Raw genomic sequence first — 24,773 nt, forward strand, 5'->3', positions numbered from 1 at the left:
GGATGCTGTCCCGGGAGATCGACGTTGATCTGGCGCAGCAGGTCTGTGAAGGGGCCGCGCATACCAAGCTGGAGAAGCAGGCGCGTAAAGCGTTTGCCCAGAGCAAGGAGGCGTTCAACGCCGGTCGGCTGGAGGAGGCCGCGCGCAGCCTGCATCAGGCGATCAAGTTCGACCCGTCCAACCCGCTGTACCAGCGCAACCTGGGGCTGGTTCACCTGCGCAACCAGATGAGCGAGATGGCTCTGGCGACCCTGGAAAAGGCGGTCGACCTCGATCCGCTGGATCCCAAGAGCCGTTTGCATTACGGCAAGGCGCTGATGGCCGCGGGCCAAGTCTATGAGGCGCGCAAGGAGCTGCGCATCGCCCTGGCGATCGATCCGCACGACGAGGAGACAGCCGAGCTATATCAAAGGGCTGCCAAGGGTTGGCAGATTATCTTTCACCAGAGCTTCCATCCGGGCTGGTTCCTATTGGCCTTTGTCAGCCTGGTGTTGATCGTGGTGGTGGTGGTCGGTCTGATTATCAGCGACTGACGCGGTTTAATCTCCAGATGTAAAAACCCAAACCAACAGTCGCGCGAGGAATCCCAGCGCGCCGAGCCCCAACAGCAATTGCGCGACGAACGAGGCCCAGCCGCTGGCTGCCTCGGGAGTATAGGCGGCGATCAACCAGAACAGCAGCGCAAAGCCCCAGGGCAGACACAGCCGCACCGCGCCGTCGACCAGGTCGGGATTGGCCATCTCTTTATTCCAGCGCGCCAGTGCTCCGCCGAACACCGCGTAGCCCAGGAAGGAACCGGCCAGTGTGCCGATGATGAAGCGGTTGGCGACGTTGTCTTCCAAGGGCAGCCTGTCGAGCATTGAGAGCAACACCATGCAGGCCACGAACAGCGCCAGGTTGATCAGCGTGCCTTGCCAGCGGTAGCGCCAGGCGCGGCTGGTGTAATACAGGTGCACCAGCACCGAGCCGATCAGTCCGGCGTGGAAGCCCGCGCTACGTGCGCAGACCTGCCAGCCGGTCATGCTCATCGAGTCGTTGGCCGGGCAGAGCATCGGACTCAGCAGATCGGGGATCATTTTTCGTCTTCCTGTGATAGGGGTTCGAACTCGAGCAGGTCCAGCAGCGGCGGAGCCTGTTCCTCCACCGGCTGCAGCTCGGGCTGTGGCAGCTCGGCGTCGATCATCGGCTGCTGGGGCAGCGGCAGCTCCTGTTCCATGTCCAAGCGGCCGAACTCCTCCAGCCGCGGAGTGGAGATGATCGGCGCGACGCCGGTGGGCGCGGTGCCGACCTTGAACACTTCGAGGATCGTCTCTTGGGTGGTCTCGCCGGGGAGGTAGCCGTTGTCCTTGTCGATGGTGACGAAGGCCAGGCCCGAGGGGCGGGTGAATTGGCGATTGGGCTTCTGGGCCAGGGCGGCGCGCATGAAGTCGATCCAGATCGGCAGCGCAGCGCGGCTGCCGCCCTCGCCGTGTCCGAGGCTGATCCGGCCGTCGTCGAACCCGACCCAGACTCCGGCCAGCAAGTCCGGCGAGTAGCCGATGAACCAGGCGTCGCGGTAATCGTTGGTCGTGCCGGTCTTGCCCGCCACCACCCTTCCCAACGAGGCGGCGCGTCCGGCCGTGCCCCACTGGCAGACGCTCTGCATCATGCTCGTGACCTGATAGGCGGTCTGCGGGCTGTTGACGCGCACGAAGCTGACGTTGCCGTCGGGACGCGCCTCGGGCGGGATCTCGTCGCGCAGCGGCTGCTGGCCGTCGGGCAGGGCGAAGGTCCACTGCTTGGCCGGCTCGAGGCGGAACTCCTGGGCGCGGTTGTCGGTGATGTGAAAATAGGCGGTCGAGGCCTGGCGCGGTTCGCTGAGGATCGGCGGGCTCGGCGCGAGCTGCGTGTTGAGCACGCTGCTCTCCAGCAGTTGGCCCTCGCGGGTGGTGATCCGCCGGATGGTGATCGGCTGAGCGTGCTTGCCCATCGCGGCCAGACAGGCGTAGGCGTTGATCAGTTCGATCGGCGAGATCACGTGCGAGCCGATGGCCATCGACAGGTCGGGATTGCGGCCCAGGGTCGTCAGACCCATGCGCCGGGCGTACTCCATTACGTACTCGGGCCCGACCTGCCACATCAGGCGGATCGTCACCAGGTTGATCGAACGCGCCAGGGCGTAGCGCAACGACACGAAGCCGAAGTATTCGCCGGTGTAGTTGCGTGGCCGCCAGCCGCGAACGAAGGTCAGCGGGCCGTCGAAGGCGATCGTGCCCGGTGTGTAGCCCGCGTCGAGGGCCGCGGCGTAGACCAGCGGTTTGAACGCCGAGCCGGGCTGCCGCCGCGCCTGGGTTACGCGGTTGAACTGGCTGCTGCGGAACTCGCGGCCGCCGAGCATCACCAGCACCTCGCGGTTGTGCGGGTTCATCGCCAGCAGCAGTCCCTGGACCTCGGGCCGCTGTTCGAGGCTGACCTTGAAGCCCTCGGCCGCGGAGTCGTCCTTGATCTTGACCTCGATCAGGTCGTTGACGGCGAGGAGCTGGCCGGGCTTGACCAGCCGTTCACGGCGTCGGCGGTTGCCCTGGCGCAGGTCGCGCGCCCAGGCCATGTCGCGCAGCTCCAGTTGCGCCTCGACCCCGCCCAGGTCGAGGGTCGTCAGCTTTTGCCGATCGTCGATGCGTGTAACCAGCGCCTCAAGGATCGCGCCGCGTTCCGGCGGGGTCTGGGACAGGCGTTGGCGCGCCTTGTCCAGCCAGGCCTGAGCCTGCTGCTGATCGTCGAGGTGCTTAAGCGGCCCGGTCCAACCCTGGCGCTTGTCCAGCTGGCGTAATCCCTGGTCCAGGGCGGTCTCGGCCGCGGCGGTCTGCTCGGGGTCGACAGTGGTGTAGATCTCGAGCCCCTGCTTGAACACCACCTCCGGCCCGTAAGTGCGCATCAGGTAGCGCCGCACGTACTCGACGAAGTACGGGCAGCGCGACGGCGGCTCCTCGTCCTCGTCGCGCAGCCGCAGCGGCTGATCCAGCGCCGCCTGGTACTGGGCGTCGGTGATGAATCCGACCTCGCGCAAGCGGCGCAGCACGTAATGCTGACGCCCCTTGGCCGCCGCGGGATGGCGCAGAGGCGAGTAGGCGTTGGGCGCCTTGGGCAGCCCGGCGAGCACCGAGCACTCGGCCAGGTCCAGGTCCCAGACGTCTTTGCCGAAGTAGGTCTGGGCCGCGGCCTGCACGCCGTAGGCGCCGTGGCCGAAGTAGATCTCGTTGATGTAGAGGTAGAGGATCTCCTGCTTGCTGAAGCGGCGTTCGATGCGCGTGGCGAGGATCGCCTCTTTATATTTGCGGGTGATCGAGCGTTCGGGGGTCAGCAGCAGGCTCTTGGTCACCTGCTGGGTGATCGTGCTTCCGCCCTGAACCACGTCCAGGGCCAGGATGTTTTTGAGCAGCGCGCGCAGGATCGAGATGTAATCCAGCCCCTTGTGGCTGTAGAAGTTCTCGTCCTCCGAGGCGATAAACGCCTGGATCAACCGGTTGGGTACGCGCTGGATGGGCACCAGCTCGCGCCGGATGTTCTCGTGACGGAAGGTCGCCAGCTGCCGCCCATTGCGGTCGTAGACCCGGGCCACGGTATAGGGCTGATAGTCGGCCAGCGAGTCTATGCGCGGAATATCGGGAAAAAAGACGAACGGTAAATCAGACTCGATCAGCGCGTAGACTGCAATAAAACCACTGAGGATCACGATCGCCGCGCTGCACAAAAGATAGGCCAATACACCGCTGAGCCAACGGCGGCGCAACCCCGGAGAGTCGACCTTGATCAGGTAGACTTGCTTGACCGATTTGCGAATTACCATCGGCGAATACGGTATGATAATCAGTGCCGGGGGACAAGCCTCGTGAATAACCCAGGCTAGGGTATTGACGCCCTGGCGTTGATTCCATAGCCTCCGTGCCGACCCTTGGTCAGGATTGTCCAAGGGGACTTGGATAATATGACAAAACACAGTCGATCTACGCTGAAGAAGCCGGGCAGGGGCGCGCAAGCGGCATTGCTGCGCGTACTCTACGGCGCGATGGATCGGCTGCGGCTGAGCGAGACAGCGTTCATTGTGGGCATGGCAGCCTTCGTCGGCCTGGCCGCGGGCTACGGCGGCGTGGCCTTCCGCGAGATGCTCGAGCTGGCGCGGCGCTTTTTCTGCGACGCCGCCTGGTACCTCAAGTACGTCAGCGTGGGCTTTGACTCGCCCGAGGCGGCCCTGGCCGTGCGCGCCCAGATCGAGTCGGTCCACATGCTCGGCGGGGCCAACCCGCTGGGCTTCCTCTCCTGGCCGTTCCTGATCGGGGTCTGCGCTTTCGGCGGGCTGCTCGTGGCGCCGATGGTCTTTTTCCTGGCGCGCGAGGCCAAGGGGCACGGCGTGCCCGAGGTGATGGACGCCATCGCCCGCCGCGGCGGACTGATCCGCGTGCGGGTGGTATTAGTTAAAGCCGTGGCCTCGGTGCTCTCGATCGCCACCGGCGCCTCGGTGGGCTCCGAGGGCCCGATCGTACAGATCGGCTCGGCCATCGGCTCGAGCGTGGGGCAGTTCTTCCGCGTGGCGCGCGAACGAATGACGATCCTCGTGGGCTGCGGCGCGGCCGGCGGCATTGCGGTGATCTTTAACGCGCCGATCGCCGGGATCATGTTCGCCCTGGAGGTGATCCTCGGCGACTTCACCGTGGGCACGCTCTCGGCCGTGGTGATCAGCGCGGTGATGGCCACGGTTGTGCGCCACGTGTATTACGCGGACGAGCCGGTATTTCACAACATGACCTACGAGTACGTCAGCATCTACGAGGTCGGCACCTACATGCTGCTGGGGCTGATCGCCGGGCTGATCGCGCTGCTCTACGTGCGCATGGTCTACAAGCTCGAGGACGCGTTCGACGATTCGCGCATCCCGCGGCTGCTGCGTCCGGCCCTGGGAGGGGCGTTGGTCGGCGTGATCGCCGTATTCTTTCCCCAGGTGCTTGGCGTGGGCTACGAGTCGATCGACCTGGCGCTCACCGCCCAACTGGGGCTCGGTGCGCTGGTCGCCCTGGCTTTGCTCAAGCTGGCGGCCACCGCGCTGTCCATCGGTTCGGGCGCCAGCGGCGGGATCTTCGCTCCGTCGCTGTTTATCGGGGCGATGACCGGCGGCGCCGTGGGCATGGTGGTTCATACGCTGTTTCCCGAGGTCACCGCGCCCACCGGGGCCTACGCGCTGGTGGGCATGGCCGCGGTGTTCGCCGCCGCGACCCACGCGCCGATCACCGCGATTTTGATCCTCTTCGAGATGACCCTGGACTACAAAGTAATCCTGCCGGTGATGCTGGCGGTGATCATGGCGACGATGGTCAAACGCGCGCTGATGACCGAGTCGATCTACACGCTCAAGCTCGCGCGCAAGGGCGTACGGATCCACGCCGGCCGCGAGGAGACGATCATGAAATCGCTGTGCGTGCGCGAGGTGATGCGCGCGGACGCGGTGAAAATCAGGCACGACATGCCGTTCAACGAAGTGGTCGAGATCGTGCTCTCCAGCCCCGAGACCATGTTCTTCGTTGTCGATTCCGAGGGGATGCTCAAGGGCGAGATCTCGTTGCATACGGTCAAGGACATCCTGCAGGAGCAGGGGCTGGACCTGCTGGTGTTGGCCGACGACGTAATGACCCCGGCGCAGACCTTTGTCACGCCGGACACCACCCTGGCCGAGACCATGCGGCGCTTCTCGGCGCGCCACACCGACGTGCTGCCGGTGGTCGAGTCAAAACAGAACCCGCGCTTCGTCGGCGTGCTCAGCCGCGCCGTGATCATCGACGCCTACAACCGCGAGATCCTGCGCCAGAGCGCCCTGGGAATCCGCTATTTGCGCGGCGGCAGCGACGGCCGGACCGTCGAGGCGGTTGAGCTGCCCGTGGAGTTCATCACCCGCGAGATCTCGATCCCCCAGGGCTTTGTGGGCATGACGTTGCAGCAACTGGACCTGCGCACGCGCCACGGCGTAACCGTGCTCGCGGTGCGCCATCCCGGCGGCGGTCCCCAGGGCGACGAGATGCCCGATCCGCAGAAGCCGCTGACAGCGGGCGATCGGATGGTCGTGGTCGGCCGCGTGGACGATCTCAACCGCCTCGAAGATTAGTCAAACATTATCCACCTTATTCCGCGATTGCCCTGACGCATTCCCGCCTGATACTATTCAGCTCACCTTTCCCGGTTGTAGAGGGAGTAATGAAAATGAATTCGTTTGTCCGAGCGTGGCTGGTTGCCGCGTTGATGATGGTGTTGTGCGCGGGCGTTGCGCATGCTTTTTCAATCAGCGGCCAGGACGCGCACATCTGGAACTACGAACGCTTCACCTACGAGCCGGCGCAGATCACCTTCAGCCAGTCGCTCAACCCGCTGACGGTCAATCAGAACAACATCTACATCACGCCGTTGGGCGACCCGTCGTACAAGTTCGCCTGCGCCTACAACCTGCTTTCGGTCAACCGCTCCAACGACACTGTGCGCCTGACTCCCGACCCGGCGTTCTGGTTCGGCGTGCGCCTGCAGATCGTGATTGGCGACGGCCTGCGCGACACGGGCAACGGCGCGTTCGACGGCAACTTCCCCTGGGGCGACGTGTTTGTGGCCAACATCCCGGCGGACTTCGAGCGTCCCGAGTACGACCCGTGGAACCCCTTTGCGCAGGTGGTCGCTTCCTACGAGCTGATCGGATACAACCCGGCCGACCCGGAGAATACCGACCCCAATGACCCGGCCGACTGGACCGGCATCTCGGTCACGGAGGCCTGGAAGTTCAGCATTGGACGGCCCGACGTGTTGATTGCCGTGGTGGACGACGGCCTGGAGAAGTACGACCACCTCGAACTGGCCGACAACCTGTTCATCAACAGCGGCGAGCTGCCCGAGCCGCAGTTGGGCGACGGCACGCCCTGCGGCGCCGATGATTGCAACGGCGACGGCAAGTTCAACGCCCAGGATTATGCCGATGATCCGCGGATCGAGCCGGGGCTGAGCGTCGATCCGGGCGACCTGATCGACGCCTTTAGCGACGGCGTGGACGACGATCAAAACGGCATGGTCGACGACATCAGCGGCTGGGACTTCTTCCGCTGGGTGCCCACGGCCCTGGGCGTACGCGAGTTCCCGGAGGGGGATCACGGCGGCGACCGGGCCAAGGACGCGGCGGCCATCGCGGACAACGGCTACGGCGGCAAACCCGGAGTCTGCCCCAACTGCATGATCCTGCCGATCAGGGTCTGCGACGCGGTGATGGCCGAGCACAACCAGATCGCCCAGGGCATCGAGTACGCGCGCGACATGGGCGCGGACGTGGTCGTGGCCGCATTGGGCACCTCGAACTTCTCCGGCGACGCCGAGGAGCGCATCCGCCAGGCGGTTGCCGACGGCGTAACCATTGTTACGGCTTCGGGCGACGAGCTGGGGTTCCACCATATGTATCCCGGGGCGGGCGAGGATGTGATGGCGGTCAAGGCGGTCTACGCCTTTCCCAACATCCCGATTCTCGGTCTGCTGCCGTTCACCGAGACCTACTGCACCAACTACGGCGCTAAGGTGTTCTACACCGTGAGCTGCAACGCCTGCTCGTCGGGGGCCACGGGCAACCTGGGTGGCGCGGCCGGCCTGCTGATTTCCCGCGCGCGCGATCTGGGGATCGAGATCAACCCCTACGAGATCCAGCAGATTTTCAAGATGACGGCCGACGATATTTACGAACGCTGCATCACCTTCACTCCCGGCGGCTGCCAGCCCGGCGTGGATGAGCACTTCGGCTACGGCCGGGTCAACATCGGCCGGGCGATCAAGACCCTCGGAGATTCGCTGCTGGACATCCCCGAGCGCATCCCGCCCGAGGTGCGCATTACCTCGCCGCGTTGGTTCACAACCCACGATCCGCTGCAACAGCGGATGCTGCCGATCGAGGCCGACATCTTTGCCCGCGGCCGGTCCTATACCTGGTCGCTACAATTCGCCGTGGGGGTCCAGCCGCTGGACGAGGAGTTCATCGAGGTCGCCACGGGCGCGGGCCAGGCGCGGACCAGCGGCGAGATAATGCAGCTGGACATGCTGCCGATCTTCAGCGAGGCCTGGCTGCGCAAAACCCCCGAGCTGCCCAACGACTTCACCGTCACCCTGCGGCTGCGCGCGCGTTACGACGAGGGCGGCGATACGGTGTTCGGCGAGGCGCGCAAGGCCATCGCACTGCGCACTGACGACGATCCGACCACCGGGCTGCTGCCGGGCTTCCCGATCTACATCGGCGAGTCCGGCGAATCGTCCGTGGCGCTCTACGACCTTGACGGCGATCTCGAGGGTCGGCCGGAGATCATCTTCGGCACCTCCGGCGGCTTTGTCGAGGTCTTCAGCTACGACCCCGAGACCGAGGCCTGGGGCCGGATGCCGGGCTTCCCGATCAACGTGCGCGAGTTCCTGGACATCCCCACCGACGACGTGGTGATCGCCTCGGTGGCGGTGGGCGACCTGTGGGGCATCGGTATGCCGGTGATCGTCGCCCTGTGCGGCGGCGGCTTCGCCATGGCGATTTACCCCGATGGCTACGACCATCCCGGCGGGCCGCTGCTGCCCGGGTTCCCCGTGGCCGCGGACGTGCCGCCCAACGACACGGCCTACAATTTCGCCCACGGCCGCTCGTTCGGCGCCTCGCCCGTGCTCGCCGACCTGGACCTCGACGGCCGACTGGAGATCATCGGCGCCAACTACGATCAGAAGGTCTACGCCTGGCGGTCGGTGGACGTGGACGGCGACGGCCAGGTCGACCGCATGCCCGGCTTCCCCGTGCTGACCCGTTCCAACGCCGAGCAAGTGCCCGACGATCTGGTCTGCGAGGGCGAGAACCCGGGCGAAGATCCGCTGCCCGGCCAACATCTGGCGACCCCGGCGGTGGGCGTGCTCGATCCGGACTCCGCCAACCCCGCGCTGTCGCAGTATCCGGCGATCATCGTACCGACCACCGAGGTCTGCGGCGATGCCACCGGCCGGATTTACGGCGTGGCCTGGGACGGCGAGAACCACGTGGGCGGACCGTTCCTGCCCGGCTGGCCTGCCAAGATCGCGGCCCCGCTCTCCGGCGCGGTGCCCGTGCCGCCGATCACCCTGGGCCTCGGATCGTCCCCGGCGATGGCGATGTTCGAGGGCAAAATGCACATCGGCTTCGGCGCGTTTCTGTTTATCCCCTACATGGCGATCTACGACGATGGCGTACTCGAAATTTCGAACCTCAACTCCGACGTCAGCTTCACCGCCGCGACCCACGGCTCGTTCGCTTACTCGCACTATCCCGACGGCCATCTGCGCTATTACATCCCCACCGTGGGCTTACTGCAGGACAGCTTCGGCGGTCTGGGGGTCGAGCGCTTCCGTGTATTGGGCTGGGACATGGACGACGCTGCGTTCCCATCGGTCCAGGGCGACCTGGAGGAGTGGGTGTTCTTCATCAACCCGGTGATCGCCGATATCAACGGCGACGGGCCCACCGAGGTGCTGGTGGGCTCGGGCGGCTACATGCTGCACGCGTTCAACGAGCAGGGCGAGCCCGCGGGCTGGCCCAAGTTCACCCACAACTGGCACATCGGCTCGCCGGCCATCGGCGACATCGACGCCGACGGGCTGATGGAAGTTGTGACCATGACCCACGAGGGCTACCTGTTCGCCTGGAACGCGCCCTCGCCGATCTGCCGCGACAACGGCCTGAACTCCGACTGGTGGTGCTTCCATCACGACGAGCACAACAGCGGCGTGCTGGGCACCGACACCATTCCGCCATCGCGCGTCACCGACCTGCGCGTGGAGGAACTTGGCGACGGGCTGTACGAGCTGACCTGGACCGCGCCCGGCGCGGACTGGCATTGCGGCGTCGCGGCCGCCTACGAGCTGCGCTATGCCGTGGACGAGAGCACCAACGTGGACGACCCCACGGTCTATGTCAGCCTGCCGCTGGTGCCCGGCGAACTGACCGCGCCCAATCCCGTGGGCACGGCCGAGCGGATCACGATCTACGTGCCGGAGGCCGCCGCGCAGTTCGTGCTGCAATCGCGCGACCAGGCGGGCAACCTCGCTTTGCCGAGCAACTCGACCCTCGATCCGCCGCCAGACGACTCGGGCGACGACGACGATGACGACGACAGCGACGAGGATCAGGCCTGCTGCGGCTAGCCGGCATTTTGGAGGTGCCTGCAAAACTCGCGTAGTACGCAGGTCGTAATCCAACGACCCGCCCCGCAGTGGGCGCGGGTTGTTATTAAGGGTTGGTCGATAAGTGCGGCTTGGGGCTGGATACTCGGTAGAACTTTTCTTGTTCCAAGCAAAAATCCAACTGCGCATCGTTGCTCTCGAAGATGGCGGCGATCCGGTCGATGTCAGTGCCGTAGGACTCCAGCCGCCTCCATGAGCTCAAAGCCCGATCGGGCCAGGTATGCAAATAGACCGTGCGCTGCCGTTCCAACGCCCCCTGGAGGGTCGCGTTTAGCTCGCGTTCGAACTCGTCCCGGTCCGCCCTTTTCAGGCGCAGCAAGCCCAGTTCGAGCACCTCGACCTGCGGGTGGAAGTAGGCGAATTCCACGCTTGCCCAGCAGACCGTCGGCGTGATCAGCAGCGCCCCGGGTTCGATCCTCTGTGCCAGGGCGTCGGCCATCCTGCGCGAGCGCACGTTTTGCGGGTCGCTCTGCGGAATGGCACAGAAGATCAGGTTGGCCGCCAGCAACAGCAGCGCCAGCCCGGCGATTGCGGCCAGATAGGGCCTGCGTCCCCGGGGCGGCGTCGCGCCCACGGCCAGCAACAGCCACACGGCGGGTAGGGCCGGGGCCACGAACTCGACATCGCGAGGGTTCCAATAAGCGGCGAATCCCAGCATGGGCACGACCCAGATTAGGGCAGAGAGCGCGATCAGCCGCGGCGATACAGGGGAACGCTCGGGCTGCGCCTTGGCCACGCGCACGATGGCCCAGATCAACAGAACAGCGCACGCGCTCGCGCCGACTATCGCTACGATCCGATGATCGTAGACCAATGCGCCGGCAACCGTCCGGGCGAACTGTGGCAAATCAACGTCGGCCTTGCCCCCCAAACCCAGGTTGTGGATGTACATCATCCAGTCCAACATCGCACGCGGGCCGCGCACCTGGACAAAGGTCCGGCCCAGAAAAGCCAGGCTGAAATAGACACTGCCCACAAGCCCCAATGAGTAGGCCGCCAAACGCCCCAAGCATCCGCGACGCCGGTGGCAGGCCAGCACCGCGATCGACCCGCAGAGCATCAGGCTGGTGTTGTGCGCCAGTGTGGAAATCCCGGCGACGATCCCGCACAGCTCCCAGGGGATCAATCCCGGTGTGCGCATCGCCCACAGCGCCAGGCGATAGGCGAGCACGAACAGGATTACCGAGGGCAGGATGTCCTCGAGGTTGGCGGCGTACATCCAATAGCCGCCGGACACGGCCAGGCCAGCCGAGCAGACCAACGCGGCCAAACGGTCGCCCAGCGCGCGTTCGAGGGTAAGAAAGAACAGCCCGACTCCGGCCGCGGCTAGCACGGCCTGGATCGTACTCAGCGCGTACAGCGCCCGGCCGCCGTAGCCCAGGGCTGTGAGCAGCTTCCAGACCGCCACCACCCCGATGTCGTACAGAATGTGGCTCGGCAGCGTCACACGTAAAAACGCGAACCAGTGCAGCGGTCCGAAGCGCTCGGCCATGGCCGCGATGTTGACGATGCCGTCGGGATGATGCTCGGCCGATGGTAATGCGAGGTAGAGCACCCCGGCTCCAATGGTCAGGATTGCGGCAACGGCAAATCGGCGCAGCAGGGCATCCATTTTTTATTGCCACAATATAAATTATTTTTTAGACGCTTTTTTGAAAAAGGAGGCTAGGACGCGCCCTTGCCCAGCAACACCACGGGGATCGTCCGCAGTAGGATCATCGCGTCGAGCAGCAGCGACCAGTTGTCGATGTATTTCAGGTCGAGTTCCATCCAGGCGTCGAAATCGACCTCATTGCGGCCGCTGATCTGCCAATAGCAGGTTAGGCCGGGCTTCATGCTCAGCCTGCGTCGTTGCCAGCGTTCGTATTTATCGACCTCGGAGGGGATCGGCGGACGCGGCCCGACGATGCTCATCTCGCCGGTCAGCACGTTCCAGAACTGGGGCAGCTCGTCGAGGCTGTAGCGCCGTAGCAGCGAGCCGATTCGGGTGACCCGCGGATCGCGTTTGATCTTGAACACCGGGCCATTCATCTCGTTGAGCCCCTCGAGCTCGTCGCGCATGCTCTCGGCGCCGTGGACCATGGTGCGGAACTTAAGCATCTTGAAGCGTCGGCCGTGCAGGCCGGAGCGGACCTGGTTGAACAGCACCGGCCCGCGACTGTCCAGCCTGATCGCCAGGGCCAAGGCGATCAATAGCGGCATGATCAGCACCAGGATGATCAGCGCGGCGATGCGGTCGAAGATCTCCTTGACCAGCAGCTGCCAGACCTGAGTCGGAGTGGTCGAGTAGCTCAGCAGCGGGATGCCCAGGTGGGTGGTGATGCGCGTGGTGGCGATCGCCGGCCGAATGAACTCGGCCATCACCGTGGCGCGCACGCCGACCTCCTCGCAGATGTAGATCCGGCGTTTGAGGTCGGGCAGCATGTGGAAGGGCATGGCGAAGAACACCTCGTCCACCTGGTGGCTGTCGAGGATCTTGGGCAGGCTGCCCAAAGTGCCGAGCACCGGAACCCCGCGCACGGTCTGGCCGACCAGCTCGGGTTCGACGTCCATCAGCCCGATCACGCTGTAGCCCAGCTCGGGATGGTTGTCCAATGAGTCCATCAGCATCTGCGCGCGCCGTCCGGTGCCGACCACGATCGCCTGGATCGCGGCCACGCCGCGGCGGCGCATGCTGTCTGAAATCAGCTTGAGCGCCGACTTCTCCAGCAGCAGCACCAGCACCGAGATCACGCCCAATAGGCCGACCAGCGAACGGCTGAGCGAGTGGTCCTTGACCAGAAACAGGAACAGTACAATTAGGCCGATGGACAGGCCGACCGACTTGATGATGTTCCATACGGTCTGCAAAAATCCGAGCTGGACCTGGGGCGAGTAGGTGCCCGAAAGGGCGAGCACCACCAGGCAGATCGCCGTGTGGGCCATCACCAGCCAGGTGTACTCGACCATCGGCGCCAGGGTCAGGCCGCCGACGAACAGCCAGGTCATGCGCAGGCTGTAGGACACCATGAACGCGTACAGCAGCAACGTGGCGTCGAGCAGAAACACCAGCCACGAGCGGACCTCGAGCCGTTCGCGTTCCACCTAGGCCCCCTGCACGGGTTTGCGCGCCACGGCGAACATGATGTCGCCGGTATACCAGGTCAGCCCCAGGTTGCTCAAATTGTGCCGTCCCAGCCAGCGACCCATGCCGCGCCCCAGTCGCGGCCAGTAATAGCGCTCGATGCGGTCGGCGATCAGCCCCAGGCTGGCGCGCTTGCCGACCTTGGACGCGCCGAGCACCTCCAGGCCGTGGGAGCGCAGCATCTCAAGCAGCACGCGCCGGTTGTAGAAGCGCAGGTGATCGATGATGTATTGCCGCCACCCGCGACCCAGCAGCCGTGCCCAGATGCTGCCCGAATCGGGCAGCTCGAGGGCCAGCACCCCACCGGGCGTCAGCCAGCGGACCATCCGTTCCAGCGCCAGATGCGGTTGGGGCAGATGCTCGAACACGTGAATCAGCGAGATCACCTCGAAGCTCTCGTCCGCGAATTCCGCGTGCTCAACGTCTTGGACGATCACGTTCAGGCCGTAGTTACTGCGCGCCGCTTCAGCCGCCGGGGCAAACGGCTCGAGTCCGGTGACCTCGAATCCCAGTCGTCGCGCCGCCGCGGTGACCGCGCCGTCAAAGCAGCCCACATCGAGCAGGCGGCCCTGGGTCGGCCCTCCCAGACGCGCGATCCAGCGCAGTCTGCGGCGGGCGTTGACCATCGATTGCCGCGGATCGTCGGCGACCTTGTTGCCCTCGGGAATCAGCTCGCGGGGCACGGCCGGCGGGTCGGAGTAGACCATGCCGCAGTCGGTGCAGCGCACCACCCGGCCCGAGCGGCTGACCCAGACCCGGATGCGTTGGGCGCTTCCTCCGCAGGCCGGACAGCTCATGCGCTGTGCCCCAGTGCCTGGCGGTAGACCTCCAACGTACTGCGCGCGGCCCGCTGCCAGGTGTAGTGCTCGGCCACGTGGGCCACGGCGCGCTCGCCCATCGACCGTCCTGAATCCGGGTCGGCCAACAGCCCTCCGAGCCGCTGCGCCAGCGCCCCGACGTCGCCCGTGGGATAGAGCAGGCCGTAGGGACCGCCCGCGCCGTTGAGCACCTCGCCGTGCACCGCGATCTCGCTGGCGACCACCGGCAGCCCGTAGCTCAACGCCTCGAGCAGCGCGATCGGCAGCCCCTCGAGCTCGCTGGCCTGCACAAACGCCGCGGCGTTGCTCAACAGCTCGCAGAGCTCGTCTCCGGTTACCGCGCCGGTAAACAGCACCCGCGGATCGTCGGCCGCCGCGCGCCTCAGGTCGGCGGCGTACGACTCGGCGAAGTTGGCGTCCCCGGCGATCACCAGTCGCCCTCCGCAGTCGATGGTCTTGAAGGCCGCGATCAGATCCTGCACGCGCTTTTCGGCCACCAGCCGTCCCAACGAGAGCACATAGCGGCCGCGCTCGAGCCCCCAGCGGTCGCTGATCAATCGCGGATCGAGGCGGCGCGGCAGCGGCACGCCGTTGGGAATCGCCCGCGCGTCAATGCCCCACCGCTGCTCGAAATATTGCGCCAGGGTATGGGAGACCACGATCACCCGCGTGGCGCAGTGGGTCAGCACGCGCTCGGCCTGGCGCAGACTCCAGCGGGCGACCGCTCCCCACTTGGCGCGTTCGTAGTCCAATCCATGCACCGTGACCACCACCGGCCGACCCGCCAGGTGTGGCAGGAGTGCGAGGCTGGCCGGTCCCAGGGCGTGGAAATGGATCAGGTCAAAATCGCGCTTTAGCGCCGAGAGCGTGGAGAACAGGCTGTGGCTGATTGCGTCGAGGTGCTTGGTTTTGATCGTGGGTTGGAAGATGCGCTCTACGCCGTGCAGCGGCCCGTCGTCGCTGGTGTACCAACGGCGGCAATAGGCCGCGACCTGCACCTGCGGGCCGACCAGCAGCGGCGCAAGCTGTTCCACGTGGCGTTCGATCCCGCCGGTGGTGGCCGGAATTCCCTTGAGCCCGATCATCGCCACCCTCATGCGCGACAGGTCTCCGGCTCGCGGCGCAACGTCAGGGCGGCGGCGCGTTTGGCCACCCACCACAGCACGCTCATCCGATTGCGGCGCATGGCGGGCGCTGCGGTGCAGACCATCCAGCAGGCCAGACTGCAATCGCGCACAGCCTGGCAGCCGCGGCGATCTTCGGCCACCATCTGGGCGTAGGTCTGCTGCGCCAGGTTGCCCATCGGTGCGTCGAGCATGTTGCACGGGTAGACGCGGCCAAAGGGATCGAGGTGGAACAGGTCGCGGATCGCGCCGCAGGGCAGGGGGCGGCCGCGATTGCACAGCCGGTCGATCAACCCCTGGGAAAAATAGGCGCGGCCCCAGCTCTTGGGATGGAGCGAATACAGTTGGCGTCGGATCAGGCGTTCGAGGCTGAGCATCGCCAGCTCGGGATCGGGCGAGAAATCGTCGTGGTCGCCGAAGAAATGGGGCGAGCTGTGGACCATCGAGAGCGAGAACTCGACCCCCAGTTTGCGACAAAGCTCATGCACGTAGAGCAGCTGGGCCTCATTGCCCCGCGCCAGGGTGAAGGCCAGCCCCAGGTCGGCCACTCCGATTGCGCGCAGGCGCTCCAGGGTACGTAGCGCCTTGTTGTAGGCACCGGGGATTCCGCGCAGTTGATCGTGGGTCCGCGGCCTGCCGTCGAGGCTGACCCGCACGCCGATGTCGGTTTTAAAATCGAGTATTTGACGAGTGATATCAGCAATTTTTTCGGTTGCCAGGCCGTTTGTGGAGATCACCAGCCGCGCCTTGGGCAACCGTTCGCTGATCGCGGTGACCACCTGCAAAATGTTGGGCCGCAGAAACGGCTCGCCGCCGGTGATGTTCACGTTTACCAGGCTCTGCGGCAGCCTGAAGTAGACGCTGGGCTCGATCTCCTCGATCTGTTCGCGCTGCCAGATCGAACACATCGCGCAACGGCTGTTGCAACGGCTGGTGACCGCGATTGTGGCGTGCGTGGGTCCCCGATACATCGTCCGAAGCATGGCCTCGGTCCCAAATCAAGTCAAGATGCGGGTTAGGCTCGGCGCGATTGACGCTGTCGGCGATCGTCTGTTAGCTTTGCAGCGTCAAAACAGGAGATTATCCCGCCCGATGAAATGCCCCAAATGTGGCTTCGTCAGCTTCGACTACCTCGACGCTTGCAAGAAGTGCGGGGGAGATCTGCGCGCGCACAAGCGCAAGCTGGGGATCATCTCCGAGGCGCCCAAGGTTCCGATCGAAGGCGAGCCCAAGGCTGAGCAGCGCTCGGAGCGGCTGCGTGATCGGTTCCGCAGGATGCGCGGCAAAGAAAAACTCGGCCCCGGCCTGCCCGATTTTGAGGATCAACAGCAAAGACGGATGCTCGACGAATCGATCCGCGCCGAGCGCGAGAGAGCCCGGCTCGAGACGGAGAAGCTCGCCCAAGAGAAGCAGCGGATCGAGATCGAGGCCCGCCGACTGGCCCAGGAACAGACGCGCATCCAGGGCGAGGCACAGAAGCTCGCACAGCAGCGTGAGCAGACCCAGGCCGAACAGCGCAAGCTGATCCAAGAGCGGGAACAGGCCGAGCAAGCGGCCCGGTTGGCCCGGGAGCAAGAGCAGCGGGCCAAGTTCGAGGGTGAAGCGCAGGCGCGCGCCGAGGTCGAGCAGCGTATTCGGCTGGAAGTCGAACGCGTCGGTCGCGAGGCGGAACAGCGGGCGGCCCAGGAGATCGAACGCACGCGCCAACAGGCCGAGGAACGGACCAAGCTCGAGCTGGAAAAAGCCCGCAATGAGATCGAGCTGCGCGCACAGCGCGAGATCGAGCAGGCCCGGCAGGAGGTCGAGCAGGCCCGGCAGGAGGTCGAGCGCAGCGTGCACGATCAGGCCGCGCAACTGGCCCGCGAACAGGCCGAACAGCTCGCCAAACAGCAGATCGAGCAACGCGTCAAGGCCGAGGTCGAGCGCGCCGAGCAACAGGCCGAGCGGCTGATGAGCCAGAAGCTCGAGCAGGTGCGGCTCGAGGCCGAGCAACATGTGGCCAAGCAGGTCGAGTTGGCCCGGCTCAACGCCGAAAGCGAGGCGCGCAGCGAACTACAGCAGCTCAATGGCGAGCACGACCGCCAAAACGGCGAGCTGGAACAAGAGTATCGCCACGAGACCCAACGTCGGGAGCAGCTCGAGGCCGAACTCGAACAGCTTGAGGGCGAGCGCCAATCGCGCCTGGCCCAGGAGGATAGCGCACGCATTGAGGCCCAGCGGGCTATCGGCGAGGGTCGGGAGCAGGCGCGGATTCTGGCCCGCGAACGCGAGCAGATCGATCTTGAGCGCCAACAGCTGGCCCAGGAGCGCCAAGCGGCGGCTCGCGCACGGACCGAGGCTGCCGAGGCAATGCGGATCGAAAAGGCCGCTGAGCAGCCCGCGGCGTCGGCCGACCAAGACCGGCCGGCCGCAGCCGTTGCAAGCGCCTCCCTTGAGTCGGCTTCCGAGGCGATCCGTGTTGAACTCGGGCAGCGCCCCGAGCGCGAGATCGACATTGTCGAACAGATGGTGGTGCCCAAGGGCGGATTCTGGCGTCGCGGTGCGGCCTGCGCCTTTGACGTCGGCATCTTTCTGGTGCTCGCTGCGCTGATGCTCTGGGGGCTGAAGTCAGTGCAGGCGCCGGACCAGAACGCAGCCCCGTTCATCCTATCGATTGCGGCCTACATCTACGTGGCGCTGGTGCTGGTGCTGGCCTTCTACTTCGTGCTGTTCCACTCCTTTTCCGGCCAGACTCCAGGCAAGATTTTGCTCGGACTGCGGCTGGTCGATACCCAGGGCGAGCCGGTGGGCCTGGCGCGCAGCTTCTTCCGCTATGTGTGTTGGCTGTTCGCGGTGATGCCGCTGGGGCTGGGCCTGCTCTACAGCGCGTTCGACATCAACAAGCGCGGCTGGCACGACTACCTGGCCGGAACCCTGGTGATCAGGACCAAGTGAGCCGCGCGCTGCTGCCGATGCTGGCGTTGGCGATCGTCGCGGCCGTTGCGGCGCAGCCGATAATTCCCGCGGACAACCTGTTCGACCCGGCCTGGGGCACGGTGCTAAGCAACCTCGAGAGCATCTGGCAAGGCGGCGAGTTCGGGCCGGAGCGGCTGGTCGACGACGATCCGTCCAGCCTCTGGCGCGCGGCCGACGGCTCGGTGCCGCCCATCGCGTTGACCTTCGAGCTGGCGCGACCGGCGCGGCTGCGCTCGATCGCCCTGGCCAACGCCGAGGACGCGGACTACGTCAACGCTCAGGCGCGGGTGGTGCGGCTCGAGGCCCTGACGCCGGACCGCGATCCGGCCAAGACGCGGGTGCTGGGCAGCTTCGTGCTCGACAAGCGGCCGGGTTGGCAGCGCTTCGAGCTTAGGCCCGCACACTGCCGCATTTTACAGCTGACGATTCTTTCCAACCACGGCAGCCGCCATATGACCACCCTGGCCGGAATCGCGCTGGGCGCACAGCTCGATGACGGCGGGCCGTTCGCACTGGTCCAGGGCAGATACGATGACGGCCAAGGCCACGCCCTGACCCTGGTACAGCACGGAGAGCGGCTCAGCGGCTGCACGTCCGGTCCCCAGGCGCTGCCGATCCAGGGTCGACGCGCGGGGGAGGCTTGGGCGCTGCTGATCGGCGATCGGCCGGCGGTGCTGGTGCTCGACGCCGATCTGCGCGCGCGGCTGACCGAGACGATCGACGGCCGCAACGTGATGCGCACCCTGCAGCGCGTTGACCGTGATCCCGGAGTCTGCTCTGACCAACGCGAGCTGTACGCGGAGATACTGCGCCGCGAAGGCCGGTTGACCTTGCTCGATCAGGGGGGCGACGAGCCGGCGGCGCTGCTTGCGGGTCTGGACGGACGCTGGAGCGTGGGTGTCTACGTGTTGCGAACCGGCGATGCGCAGCAGGATTTGGAACGCAGCCGGACGCGGGCCGCTGCCCTGGCCGACGAGCTTGCGCAACGCGGACTGGATAGCTCGCGGGTCGAGGTTGTAGGACGCGGCGGCTCCGATCCGCCTGCCGCATCTTTGGCCCGGCCCTGGCGCGCCCTGTGCGAGCGGATCGTCATCGAGCGCGCAACGAACTGGGAGTGATTGCGTAGCTTCCCTGCGCAGTGAAAACCAGCAAACGGCCGTCCTCGGGCCGCCACTGGACGGCCAGCGGCACAGCGGGCAGATCGATCCGCTCGCGCACCCGCGGGTCGCTCAGGTCGATCCATTCCAACCGTCCGTCGGCGAACCCGGTCGCGGCCAGCCTGCCTTGTCGCGGAGCCGTGGCGATTGCGCCCGCGCCGTGCTCGACAAAGATCTGGGTGGCCTTATCCAGCGTGCGCGCGTTGAGCACGTCGATGCGGCCGTGCAGCGGACGGGCCACAAAAAGCTCGGCGCGCAGATCGTCCAGGGCCAGTTCGGACAGCCCCGGGCCGAGCTTTGCCGCGAGCAGCTCGCCTTGGGCGTTGAGCAGCAGCACGCGCTCCTGGGGAGCGAACTGCACAGCGTAGATCCGGCCGTCGTTGGCAGCCGCCACATCGCCCAACTGCGCCGGATCGAGCCCCGCTGCTTGGGCGATGGTTTGGCGGGTCAGGCTGCTGTCGGGCGGGCGCTCGAACGTTTCAACGACCCGCGGATCGGCTGAGGGCGGCCGGTCGTGCGCAAGGTGGAAGCCGAGGATCGCGCAGGCCGCGCAAAGCACTACCAGCAGGCCCAGCCGCAGCCCGGCGCTGACATGCAGGCGACGCAGCAGCGCGGATCCGCCCCAGGCCGTGCCCAGCAGCAACGCATCGGGCAGCGCGGCCCGACCGTGGGGCAAAATCGCGGCCAGGGCAATCAACGGCAGGGGCAGGGTGTACAACGCGCGCCGCGGCCCCAATCCGGCGGCCGCGTGGCTGAGCAGGGCCCAGCCCGCGCCCACGGCCAAGAAGCGCAGGCTCGTCAGCGGGTCGAGGTAGATTGCGTTGAGCGCGAGCGCCAGTCCCAGAGGGTAGATCGCGGCCCAGGTCCAAATTCGCGATAGATCGGCCCAGACCTGCAGCGAGGTCTCGCGGCCGGTGCGGCGTACGATCAATAGCTGCAACAGCGCCAGGGCCGCCAGGCCGACCAGCACCGCCGGGGTGATGTAGAGCAGGGCGATGGCGTTGAAATCGAGCCATTCAATGGCCCACGGCAGGGCGTACTCCGCGGCCCAGGCGGGTTTGTGCGCGATTCGCGAGGTCAACGCCAGGGTTACCAGCGTCAGACCGGCCGCAATCAGCAGCCGGCGCCAGAGGGTGAGTAAGCGTAGCGATAGGGACATCGCGCCGATTCTAAGCCGATGTCGTGTCGAGAGGAAGGCGACCTGGTGTTCGCTTTACCGCAGCCGGGGCCTGGGATAGAATCCCGCCGTCTCTTAAACCGAGGTATCCAGATGAGATCTATTCCCATTGCCCTGCTCTGCGTTGCGACCATACTGATTTTGGCCGCCGGCTGCCCCAGCTCGGACGATGAGCAGGACGACGTCAGCCTGGCGCCCTACCTCTATCAGGAGACCTTCGAGATCGAGCCCAATCCGGCCGAGTCCGGCGAGACCGTGAGCTTTTTCTTCGGGTTCGACGACTTTGACGGCGACGTGTCCGAGGCGCTGATAGTGGTGCGCCACAAGGATGACGATGGCGTTGTGAGTCCGGTCGTGCCTGAGAGCGATCCGCTGATCAAGGGCCGGACCCACGGTTCGGTGGAGTTCGAATTGACCGTTATCGAGGCCGACCAGGGTCAGTATCTGGCCTACATGATCGACAACGCGGGCAACGTCAGCAACGAGATCACCATGCAGTTTTACGTCAATCCGCCACTGCCCGAGTAAGCACCAAGGCTCTCCCCTCAATTCCCACTGCGCGCAACTTCAGCCGCGCGCCGACCCGCAGATCTTGCATCGCCTGTTGGGTGATCCCCGGATGATAAAGCTCGGTGGTGCCTGCGGCGCGTCCGTCGGGCAGCAGGCGCTCGACCACCAGCTCCAGCGTGCGGCCGACCGACGATTCCAAATGGCTTTGCCGCAGCCGTTCGCCCAGCTCGCGCATCCGCGCGGCGCGCTCACGCACTACATCGGGCGGCAGCGGCTCCAGCTCGTAGGCAGCGGTCCCCGGCCGCGCCGAGAACGGGAACACGTGCAGATACGAAAGCTCGAGCTGCGCGCAGGCGCTCAGGGTGCGCTCGAACGCGGCCTGGCTCTCGCCGGGAAATCCGACCAGCACGTCCGCGCCCACGGTTAGCGGCACAATCCGGCGCAGCAATTCCAGCGCGCCCTCGATTGCCTGCGGCCCGTAGGGCCGCCGCATCTGTTGCAGCACCTCGGGGTCTGCGCTTTGCAGCGCCAGATGTACGTGGGGGCAGATCCGCGGATCGGCCAGCAGCTCGACCAGATGCTCGTCAATCTCGTGCGGGTCGAGGCTCGAGAGTCGCAACCGCGGCGGGTCGTCGCCCAAATCCAGAGCCAACAGCCGTTGCAGCAGACCGGCGAGATCCAGCGGCGGGTCCAGTCCGCGGCCGTAACGTCCCAGGTGGATTCCGACCAACACAACCTCGGGCGCGCCGCGTTGCGCAAGCTGCGTCAGCTCGGCCTGCACGTCGTCCGGCGGCAGGCTGCGCTCGACCCCGCGCGCATAGGGCACCACGCAGTAGGAACAGCGGTTGTCGCAACCGAGCTGCACCACCAGCGAGGGGCGAGTGCGGCTGGGCAGCAGCGGCCGGGGCAGAGGCTGCAGGGGAGCGGCGGTCTCGTCGAGCTGCCGTGGCTTGAGTCCGGTCAGCCAGTGCACCAGCTCGACCTTCTGTGTGGTGCTGAATAAAGCGTCGGCCTCGGGAAGCTCGTGGACGATCTTCGGGTTGACCTGCGGCACGCAGCCGACCAAGGCCACGCGCGCCGCGGGAAAGCGCCGCCTGGCGCGACGAACCAGCTTGCGGCAGTCCCGCTCCGCGTGGCCCGTGACCGCGCAGGAGTTGATTACCACCGCATCCGGGGTCCGCTGCCAATCACCGTCTACGCTTGCGCCCAGGCTGATTAGCAGCGCCTTGATCGCCTCGGAGTCAGCCTGATTGACCTTACAGCCGATGGTGGCCAGCAATACGCGCACGTTCAACGGATCGATTCGACGATCGTGCCGCCGCCGAGCACGATCTCGCCGCTGGGATCGTAGAACACCGCGGCCTGGCCCGGGGCCACGCCCTGGGTCGGCTCGTCAAAGCGCACCTCGCAGCCGCGCTCGTCAGGGAAGATGCGCGCCGCAGTCCCGTTGTGGCGCGAGCGCAGCTTGACCAGGGCCTGCGCGCCGGGTTCGACCTCGCGCAGCATTCGCGGTTGATCCGTGCGCAGACCGCGGCAGTCGAGTTCCTCGCGCGGCCCGACAAGCACTTCGGCGCTCTGGGGCCGGATCTGGATTACGTACAGCGGTTGGTCGGCGGCCACGCCGATGCCGCGGCGTTGACCCACGGTGAACAGGTGTACGCCGCGATGTTCGCCCAGCACCGTGCCCTGCGAATTTTTAATCAGACCCGGTCGCGCTTCTTCAGCGTTGAGCACCTGCCGATGATACGGATCGCCTTGGGCAAAGCAGATCTCCTGGCTCTCGGGCCGCGCCAAACGATCCACGCCGAATTGCGCGGCAAGGGCGCGTACCTCGACCTTGCTCATCGCGCCCAACGGCAGCCGCAGCCTGGGCAGCCAGTCCGGGTCGACGGCGTAGAGGAAGTACGATTGGTCCTTGTCCGGGTCCACTGCGCGCAGCAGCCGTCCGGCGCTGTCGATCCGCGCGTAGTGCCCGGTGGCGATCAAATTAATGCCCAGCTCGTCCGCGCGCTGGATCAGCGCCGCGAATTTGACTCGTGGATTGCACCACACGCAGGGGTTGGGCGTACGGCCCGCGATGTAGGCCTCGGCGAATGGCATACGCACCTGCTCGCGAAACAGCGAGCGCGCATCGTAGGTCTCGTGGGCCATGCCCAGCAGCCGCGCCTGCTCGGCCGCAGCCCGGGCGCACTGCTCGGCACCCGGATCGAACAGCAACAGCGTAAGTCCGACGACCTCGATTCCCTGGGATGCGAGCAATGCCGCGGCGACCGCGGAGTCAACACCGCCGCTCATTGCGATCAGGGCTTTGGTCAAGCCCGGATTATTCATAAGGCTTCTACTGCGGCGCACAATTCATCCGCAACTACTGCGTCATCCGGGACGATCCGTCCTCGACGTACCACAGCGGGTACGCCTGCGGATGATCGCCCCGTCTTCCTTGTATTTACGGCGCTTTGCACGCCTCGCTGACGAACCCTCATGGATAATCCGGGCTAGCGCTCTGCGCCTCCTGCTCGCGCTTGAGCACGCGCACCAGCGCGTCGACCACCTCGGGGATGAAGTGTTTGCCGCGCATGCTCAACAGGTATTGAGCCGCGCTTTCGGGCGTCATCGGATCGTGGTAGGGCCGGTAGGTGGTCAGCGCGTCGAACACGTCGGCCACGGAGAGCACGCCGGTGAGCAGGCCGATCTCGTCTCCGCGCTTTCCCGCGGGGTAGCCCGAGCCGTCGAGCCGCTCGTGGTGATCGCAGATCAGTTCGACCTCGTGCGAGAGGAACTTCAGCGGGCGGAGAATTTCGGCGCCCACGCTCGAATGGCGCTTCATTACCAGCCACTCGTCGTCGGCGAGCTTGCCCGGCTTGTCGATGGTCGGCAGGTCGACCACCAGCTTGCCGATGTCGTGCAGCCGCGCTGCGCGCCGCAGAGTCTTGATCTCATCGCTGGAGAGGTTGAGTTCCTTGCCGATCAATATGCAGTAGTTGGTCACGCGTTCTGTGTGGCCGGCCGTGTAGTTGTGCTTGGCCTCCATCACCTTGGTCATGCTGCCGATGATTTCGACGTAGATCTCCTCCATCTGGCGCTGGGTTTCGATCAGCCGATCGTTCTTATCCTCGAGCTCGAGAATTTTGACCTCGAGTCGCTCGACGAGCTTACGCGAGTACTCCTTGAGGTAGCGGCTCTCCTGCTTGGCCTCGACTGTCTCGCGTTTGCCGCCGAGGTACGACTCGACTTGGGTGATGAAGTTCTCCGGGTCGATCGGCTTTTGCAGGTAGCCGTCGCAGCCGGCGATCAGGCTTTTCTCGCGGTCGCCGCGCATCACGTTGGCGGTCACGGCCACGATCGGGATGTGCTTGGTCGTCTCGGTGTTCTTAAGCCGGGTCGTCGCCTCGTAGCCGTTCATCCCCGGGATGTTGATGTCCATCAAAATCAGGTCGGGCAGCTCGGCCTGGGCGGCCTTGATGCCGCTGAGGCCGTCGATGGCATCGAGCATCTCGTAGCCCGAGGACTCCAGTAGTCGGCGCACGAGCATTCGATTGGAGAGGTTGTCTTCTATGTATAAAATCCTGGTGCTCAATTTATATTCCCCTGATCCACCCCTTCGGCCTCGGTCGGCTTGATGGGCAGCGTAAAGTAGAATGTCGATCCCACGCCGGGTTCGGACGAGACCCAGATCCGGCC

The 24,773-nt window shown here is 65.7% G+C and carries 17 protein-coding genes; 6 read left to right on the top strand and 11 right to left on the bottom strand.

All coding sequences use genetic code 11. The features are described 5' to 3' along the window. Positions 1-533 (top strand): tetratricopeptide repeat protein (locus P9M14_05670; protein MDP8255218.1); only part of this gene is annotated, 533 nt, incomplete at its 5' end. A gap of 6 nt (positions 534-539) precedes the next feature. On the opposite strand, the gene P9M14_05675 is transcribed toward P9M14_05670, so the two are convergent. Continuing rightward, complete coding sequence (locus tag P9M14_05675; GenBank protein ID MDP8255219.1) at positions 540-1,076, bottom strand: hypothetical protein; 537 nt, start codon at positions 1,074-1,076, stop codon at positions 540-542. Then, positions 1,073-3,826 (bottom strand): PBP1A family penicillin-binding protein, encoded by a 2,754-nt coding sequence (locus P9M14_05680; protein MDP8255220.1) that lies wholly within the window; start codon positions 3,824-3,826, stop codon positions 1,073-1,075. Before P9M14_05680 ends, P9M14_05675 begins: the two co-directional genes overlap by 4 nt. Positions 3,827-3,964: 138 nt before the next feature. Between P9M14_05680 and P9M14_05685 the strand changes: the two genes are divergently transcribed. After that, on the top strand, positions 3,965-6,130 hold the full coding sequence (locus P9M14_05685; GenBank protein MDP8255221.1) for a chloride channel protein: 2,166 nt from the start codon (positions 3,965-3,967) through the stop codon (positions 6,128-6,130). Positions 6,131-6,225: 95 nt separating this feature from the next. Continuing rightward, a complete protein-coding gene (locus tag P9M14_05690; GenBank protein MDP8255222.1) occupies positions 6,226-10,188 on the top strand; it encodes a S8 family serine peptidase in 3,963 nt (1,320 codons plus the stop codon). A gap of 85 nt (positions 10,189-10,273) precedes the next feature. Here the strand turns inward: P9M14_05690 and P9M14_05695 are convergent, their stop codons facing one another. From P9M14_05695 to P9M14_05715, 5 genes are read right to left on the bottom strand one after another with little or no spacing between them, the layout of a single operon-like run. Then, positions 10,274-11,839 (bottom strand): hypothetical protein, encoded by a 1,566-nt coding sequence (locus P9M14_05695; protein MDP8255223.1) that lies wholly within the window; start codon positions 11,837-11,839, stop codon positions 10,274-10,276. Positions 11,840-11,892: 53 nt separating this feature from the next. Beyond that, a complete protein-coding gene (locus P9M14_05700) occupies positions 11,893-13,311 on the bottom strand; it encodes a sugar transferase (GenBank protein MDP8255224.1) in 1,419 nt (472 codons plus the stop codon). Next, complete coding sequence (locus P9M14_05705; GenBank protein MDP8255225.1) at positions 13,312-14,148, bottom strand: methyltransferase domain-containing protein; 837 nt, start codon at positions 14,146-14,148, stop codon at positions 13,312-13,314. After that, a complete protein-coding gene (locus tag P9M14_05710) occupies positions 14,145-15,266 on the bottom strand; it encodes a glycosyltransferase family 4 protein (protein ID MDP8255226.1) in 1,122 nt (373 codons plus the stop codon). Before P9M14_05710 ends, P9M14_05705 begins: the two co-directional genes overlap by 4 nt. Further along, a complete protein-coding gene (locus P9M14_05715; GenBank protein MDP8255227.1) occupies positions 15,263-16,264 on the bottom strand; it encodes a radical SAM protein in 1,002 nt (333 codons plus the stop codon). The genes P9M14_05710 and P9M14_05715 overlap by 4 nt, the downstream gene beginning before the upstream one ends. 121 nt (positions 16,265-16,385) lie before the next feature. On the opposite strand from P9M14_05715, the gene P9M14_05720 reads away from it, so the two are divergent. Both P9M14_05720 and P9M14_05725 read left to right on the top strand, forming a co-directional pair. Then, on the top strand, positions 16,386-18,227 hold the full coding sequence (locus P9M14_05720; GenBank protein MDP8255228.1) for an RDD family protein: 1,842 nt from the start codon (positions 16,386-16,388) through the stop codon (positions 18,225-18,227). Further along, positions 18,224-19,366: a hypothetical protein gene (locus tag P9M14_05725; GenBank protein MDP8255229.1), complete on the top strand. Its 1,143-nt coding sequence runs from the start codon at positions 18,224-18,226 to the stop codon at positions 19,364-19,366. The genes P9M14_05720 and P9M14_05725 overlap by 4 nt, the downstream gene beginning before the upstream one ends. Here the strand turns inward: P9M14_05725 and P9M14_05730 are convergent. Continuing rightward, positions 19,338-20,564, bottom strand: coding sequence for a hypothetical protein (locus P9M14_05730; GenBank protein ID MDP8255230.1), 1,227 nt, complete (start codon positions 20,562-20,564; stop codon positions 19,338-19,340). The two genes, P9M14_05725 and P9M14_05730, sit on opposite strands and share 29 nt — an antisense overlap. 111 nt (positions 20,565-20,675) lie before the next feature. Between P9M14_05730 and P9M14_05735 the strand changes: the two genes are divergently transcribed. After that, entirely contained in the window at positions 20,676-21,110 is a 435-nt protein-coding gene (locus tag P9M14_05735; GenBank protein MDP8255231.1) for a hypothetical protein, read from the top strand. Here the strand turns inward: P9M14_05735 and P9M14_05740 are convergent. From P9M14_05740 to P9M14_05750, 3 genes are all read right to left on the bottom strand, one after another. After that, the gene (locus P9M14_05740) at positions 21,088-22,380 is read right to left on the bottom strand and encodes a MiaB/RimO family radical SAM methylthiotransferase (GenBank protein MDP8255232.1); all 1,293 of its coding nucleotides are present in this window, start codon (positions 22,378-22,380) and stop codon (positions 21,088-21,090) included. The two genes, P9M14_05735 and P9M14_05740, sit on opposite strands and share 23 nt — an antisense overlap. 2 nt (positions 22,381-22,382) lie before the next feature. Then, positions 22,383-23,423: a tRNA 2-thiouridine(34) synthase MnmA gene (mnmA, locus tag P9M14_05745; GenBank protein ID MDP8255233.1), complete on the bottom strand. Its 1,041-nt coding sequence runs from the start codon at positions 23,421-23,423 to the stop codon at positions 22,383-22,385. 148 nt (positions 23,424-23,571) lie between these two features. Beyond that, on the bottom strand, positions 23,572-24,669 hold the full coding sequence (locus tag P9M14_05750; GenBank protein ID MDP8255234.1) for a response regulator: 1,098 nt from the start codon (positions 24,667-24,669) through the stop codon (positions 23,572-23,574). Between the last annotated feature and the right edge of the window lie 104 nt (positions 24,670-24,773).

This window comes from Candidatus Alcyoniella australis, from assembly GCA_030765605.1.
GTDB classification, from domain to species: Bacteria; Lernaellota; Lernaellaia; order JAVCCG01; family Alcyoniellaceae; genus Alcyoniella; species Alcyoniella australis.

What these genes read in the sequence shown, in the direction of transcription:
- P9M14_05715 (MDP8255227.1), bottom strand. Translation starts at nt 16,264, where the DNA reads ATGTATCGGGGACCCACGCACGCCACAATCGCGGTCACCAGCCGTTGC.
- P9M14_05735 (MDP8255231.1), top strand. Translation starts at nt 20,676, where the DNA reads ATGAGATCTATTCCCATTGCCCTGCTCTGCGTTGCGACCATACTGATT.
- P9M14_05720 (MDP8255228.1), top strand. Translation starts at nt 16,386, where the DNA reads ATGAAATGCCCCAAATGTGGCTTCGTCAGCTTCGACTACCTCGACGCT.
- P9M14_05730 (MDP8255230.1), bottom strand. Translation starts at nt 20,564, where the DNA reads ATGTCCCTATCGCTACGCTTACTCACCCTCTGGCGCCGGCTGCTGATT.
- P9M14_05710 (MDP8255226.1), bottom strand. Translation starts at nt 15,266, where the DNA reads ATGAGGGTGGCGATGATCGGGCTCAAGGGAATTCCGGCCACCACCGGC.
- P9M14_05690 (MDP8255222.1), top strand. Translation starts at nt 6,226, where the DNA reads ATGAATTCGTTTGTCCGAGCGTGGCTGGTTGCCGCGTTGATGATGGTG.
- P9M14_05685 (MDP8255221.1), top strand. Translation starts at nt 3,965, where the DNA reads ATGACAAAACACAGTCGATCTACGCTGAAGAAGCCGGGCAGGGGCGCG.
- P9M14_05705 (MDP8255225.1), bottom strand. Translation starts at nt 14,148, where the DNA reads ATGAGCTGTCCGGCCTGCGGAGGAAGCGCCCAACGCATCCGGGTCTGG.
- P9M14_05695 (MDP8255223.1), bottom strand. Translation starts at nt 11,839, where the DNA reads ATGGATGCCCTGCTGCGCCGATTTGCCGTTGCCGCAATCCTGACCATT.
- mnmA (MDP8255233.1), bottom strand. Translation starts at nt 23,423, where the DNA reads ATGAATAATCCGGGCTTGACCAAAGCCCTGATCGCAATGAGCGGCGGT.
- P9M14_05675 (MDP8255219.1), bottom strand. Translation starts at nt 1,076, where the DNA reads ATGATCCCCGATCTGCTGAGTCCGATGCTCTGCCCGGCCAACGACTCG.
- P9M14_05680 (MDP8255220.1), bottom strand. Translation starts at nt 3,826, where the DNA reads ATGGTAATTCGCAAATCGGTCAAGCAAGTCTACCTGATCAAGGTCGAC.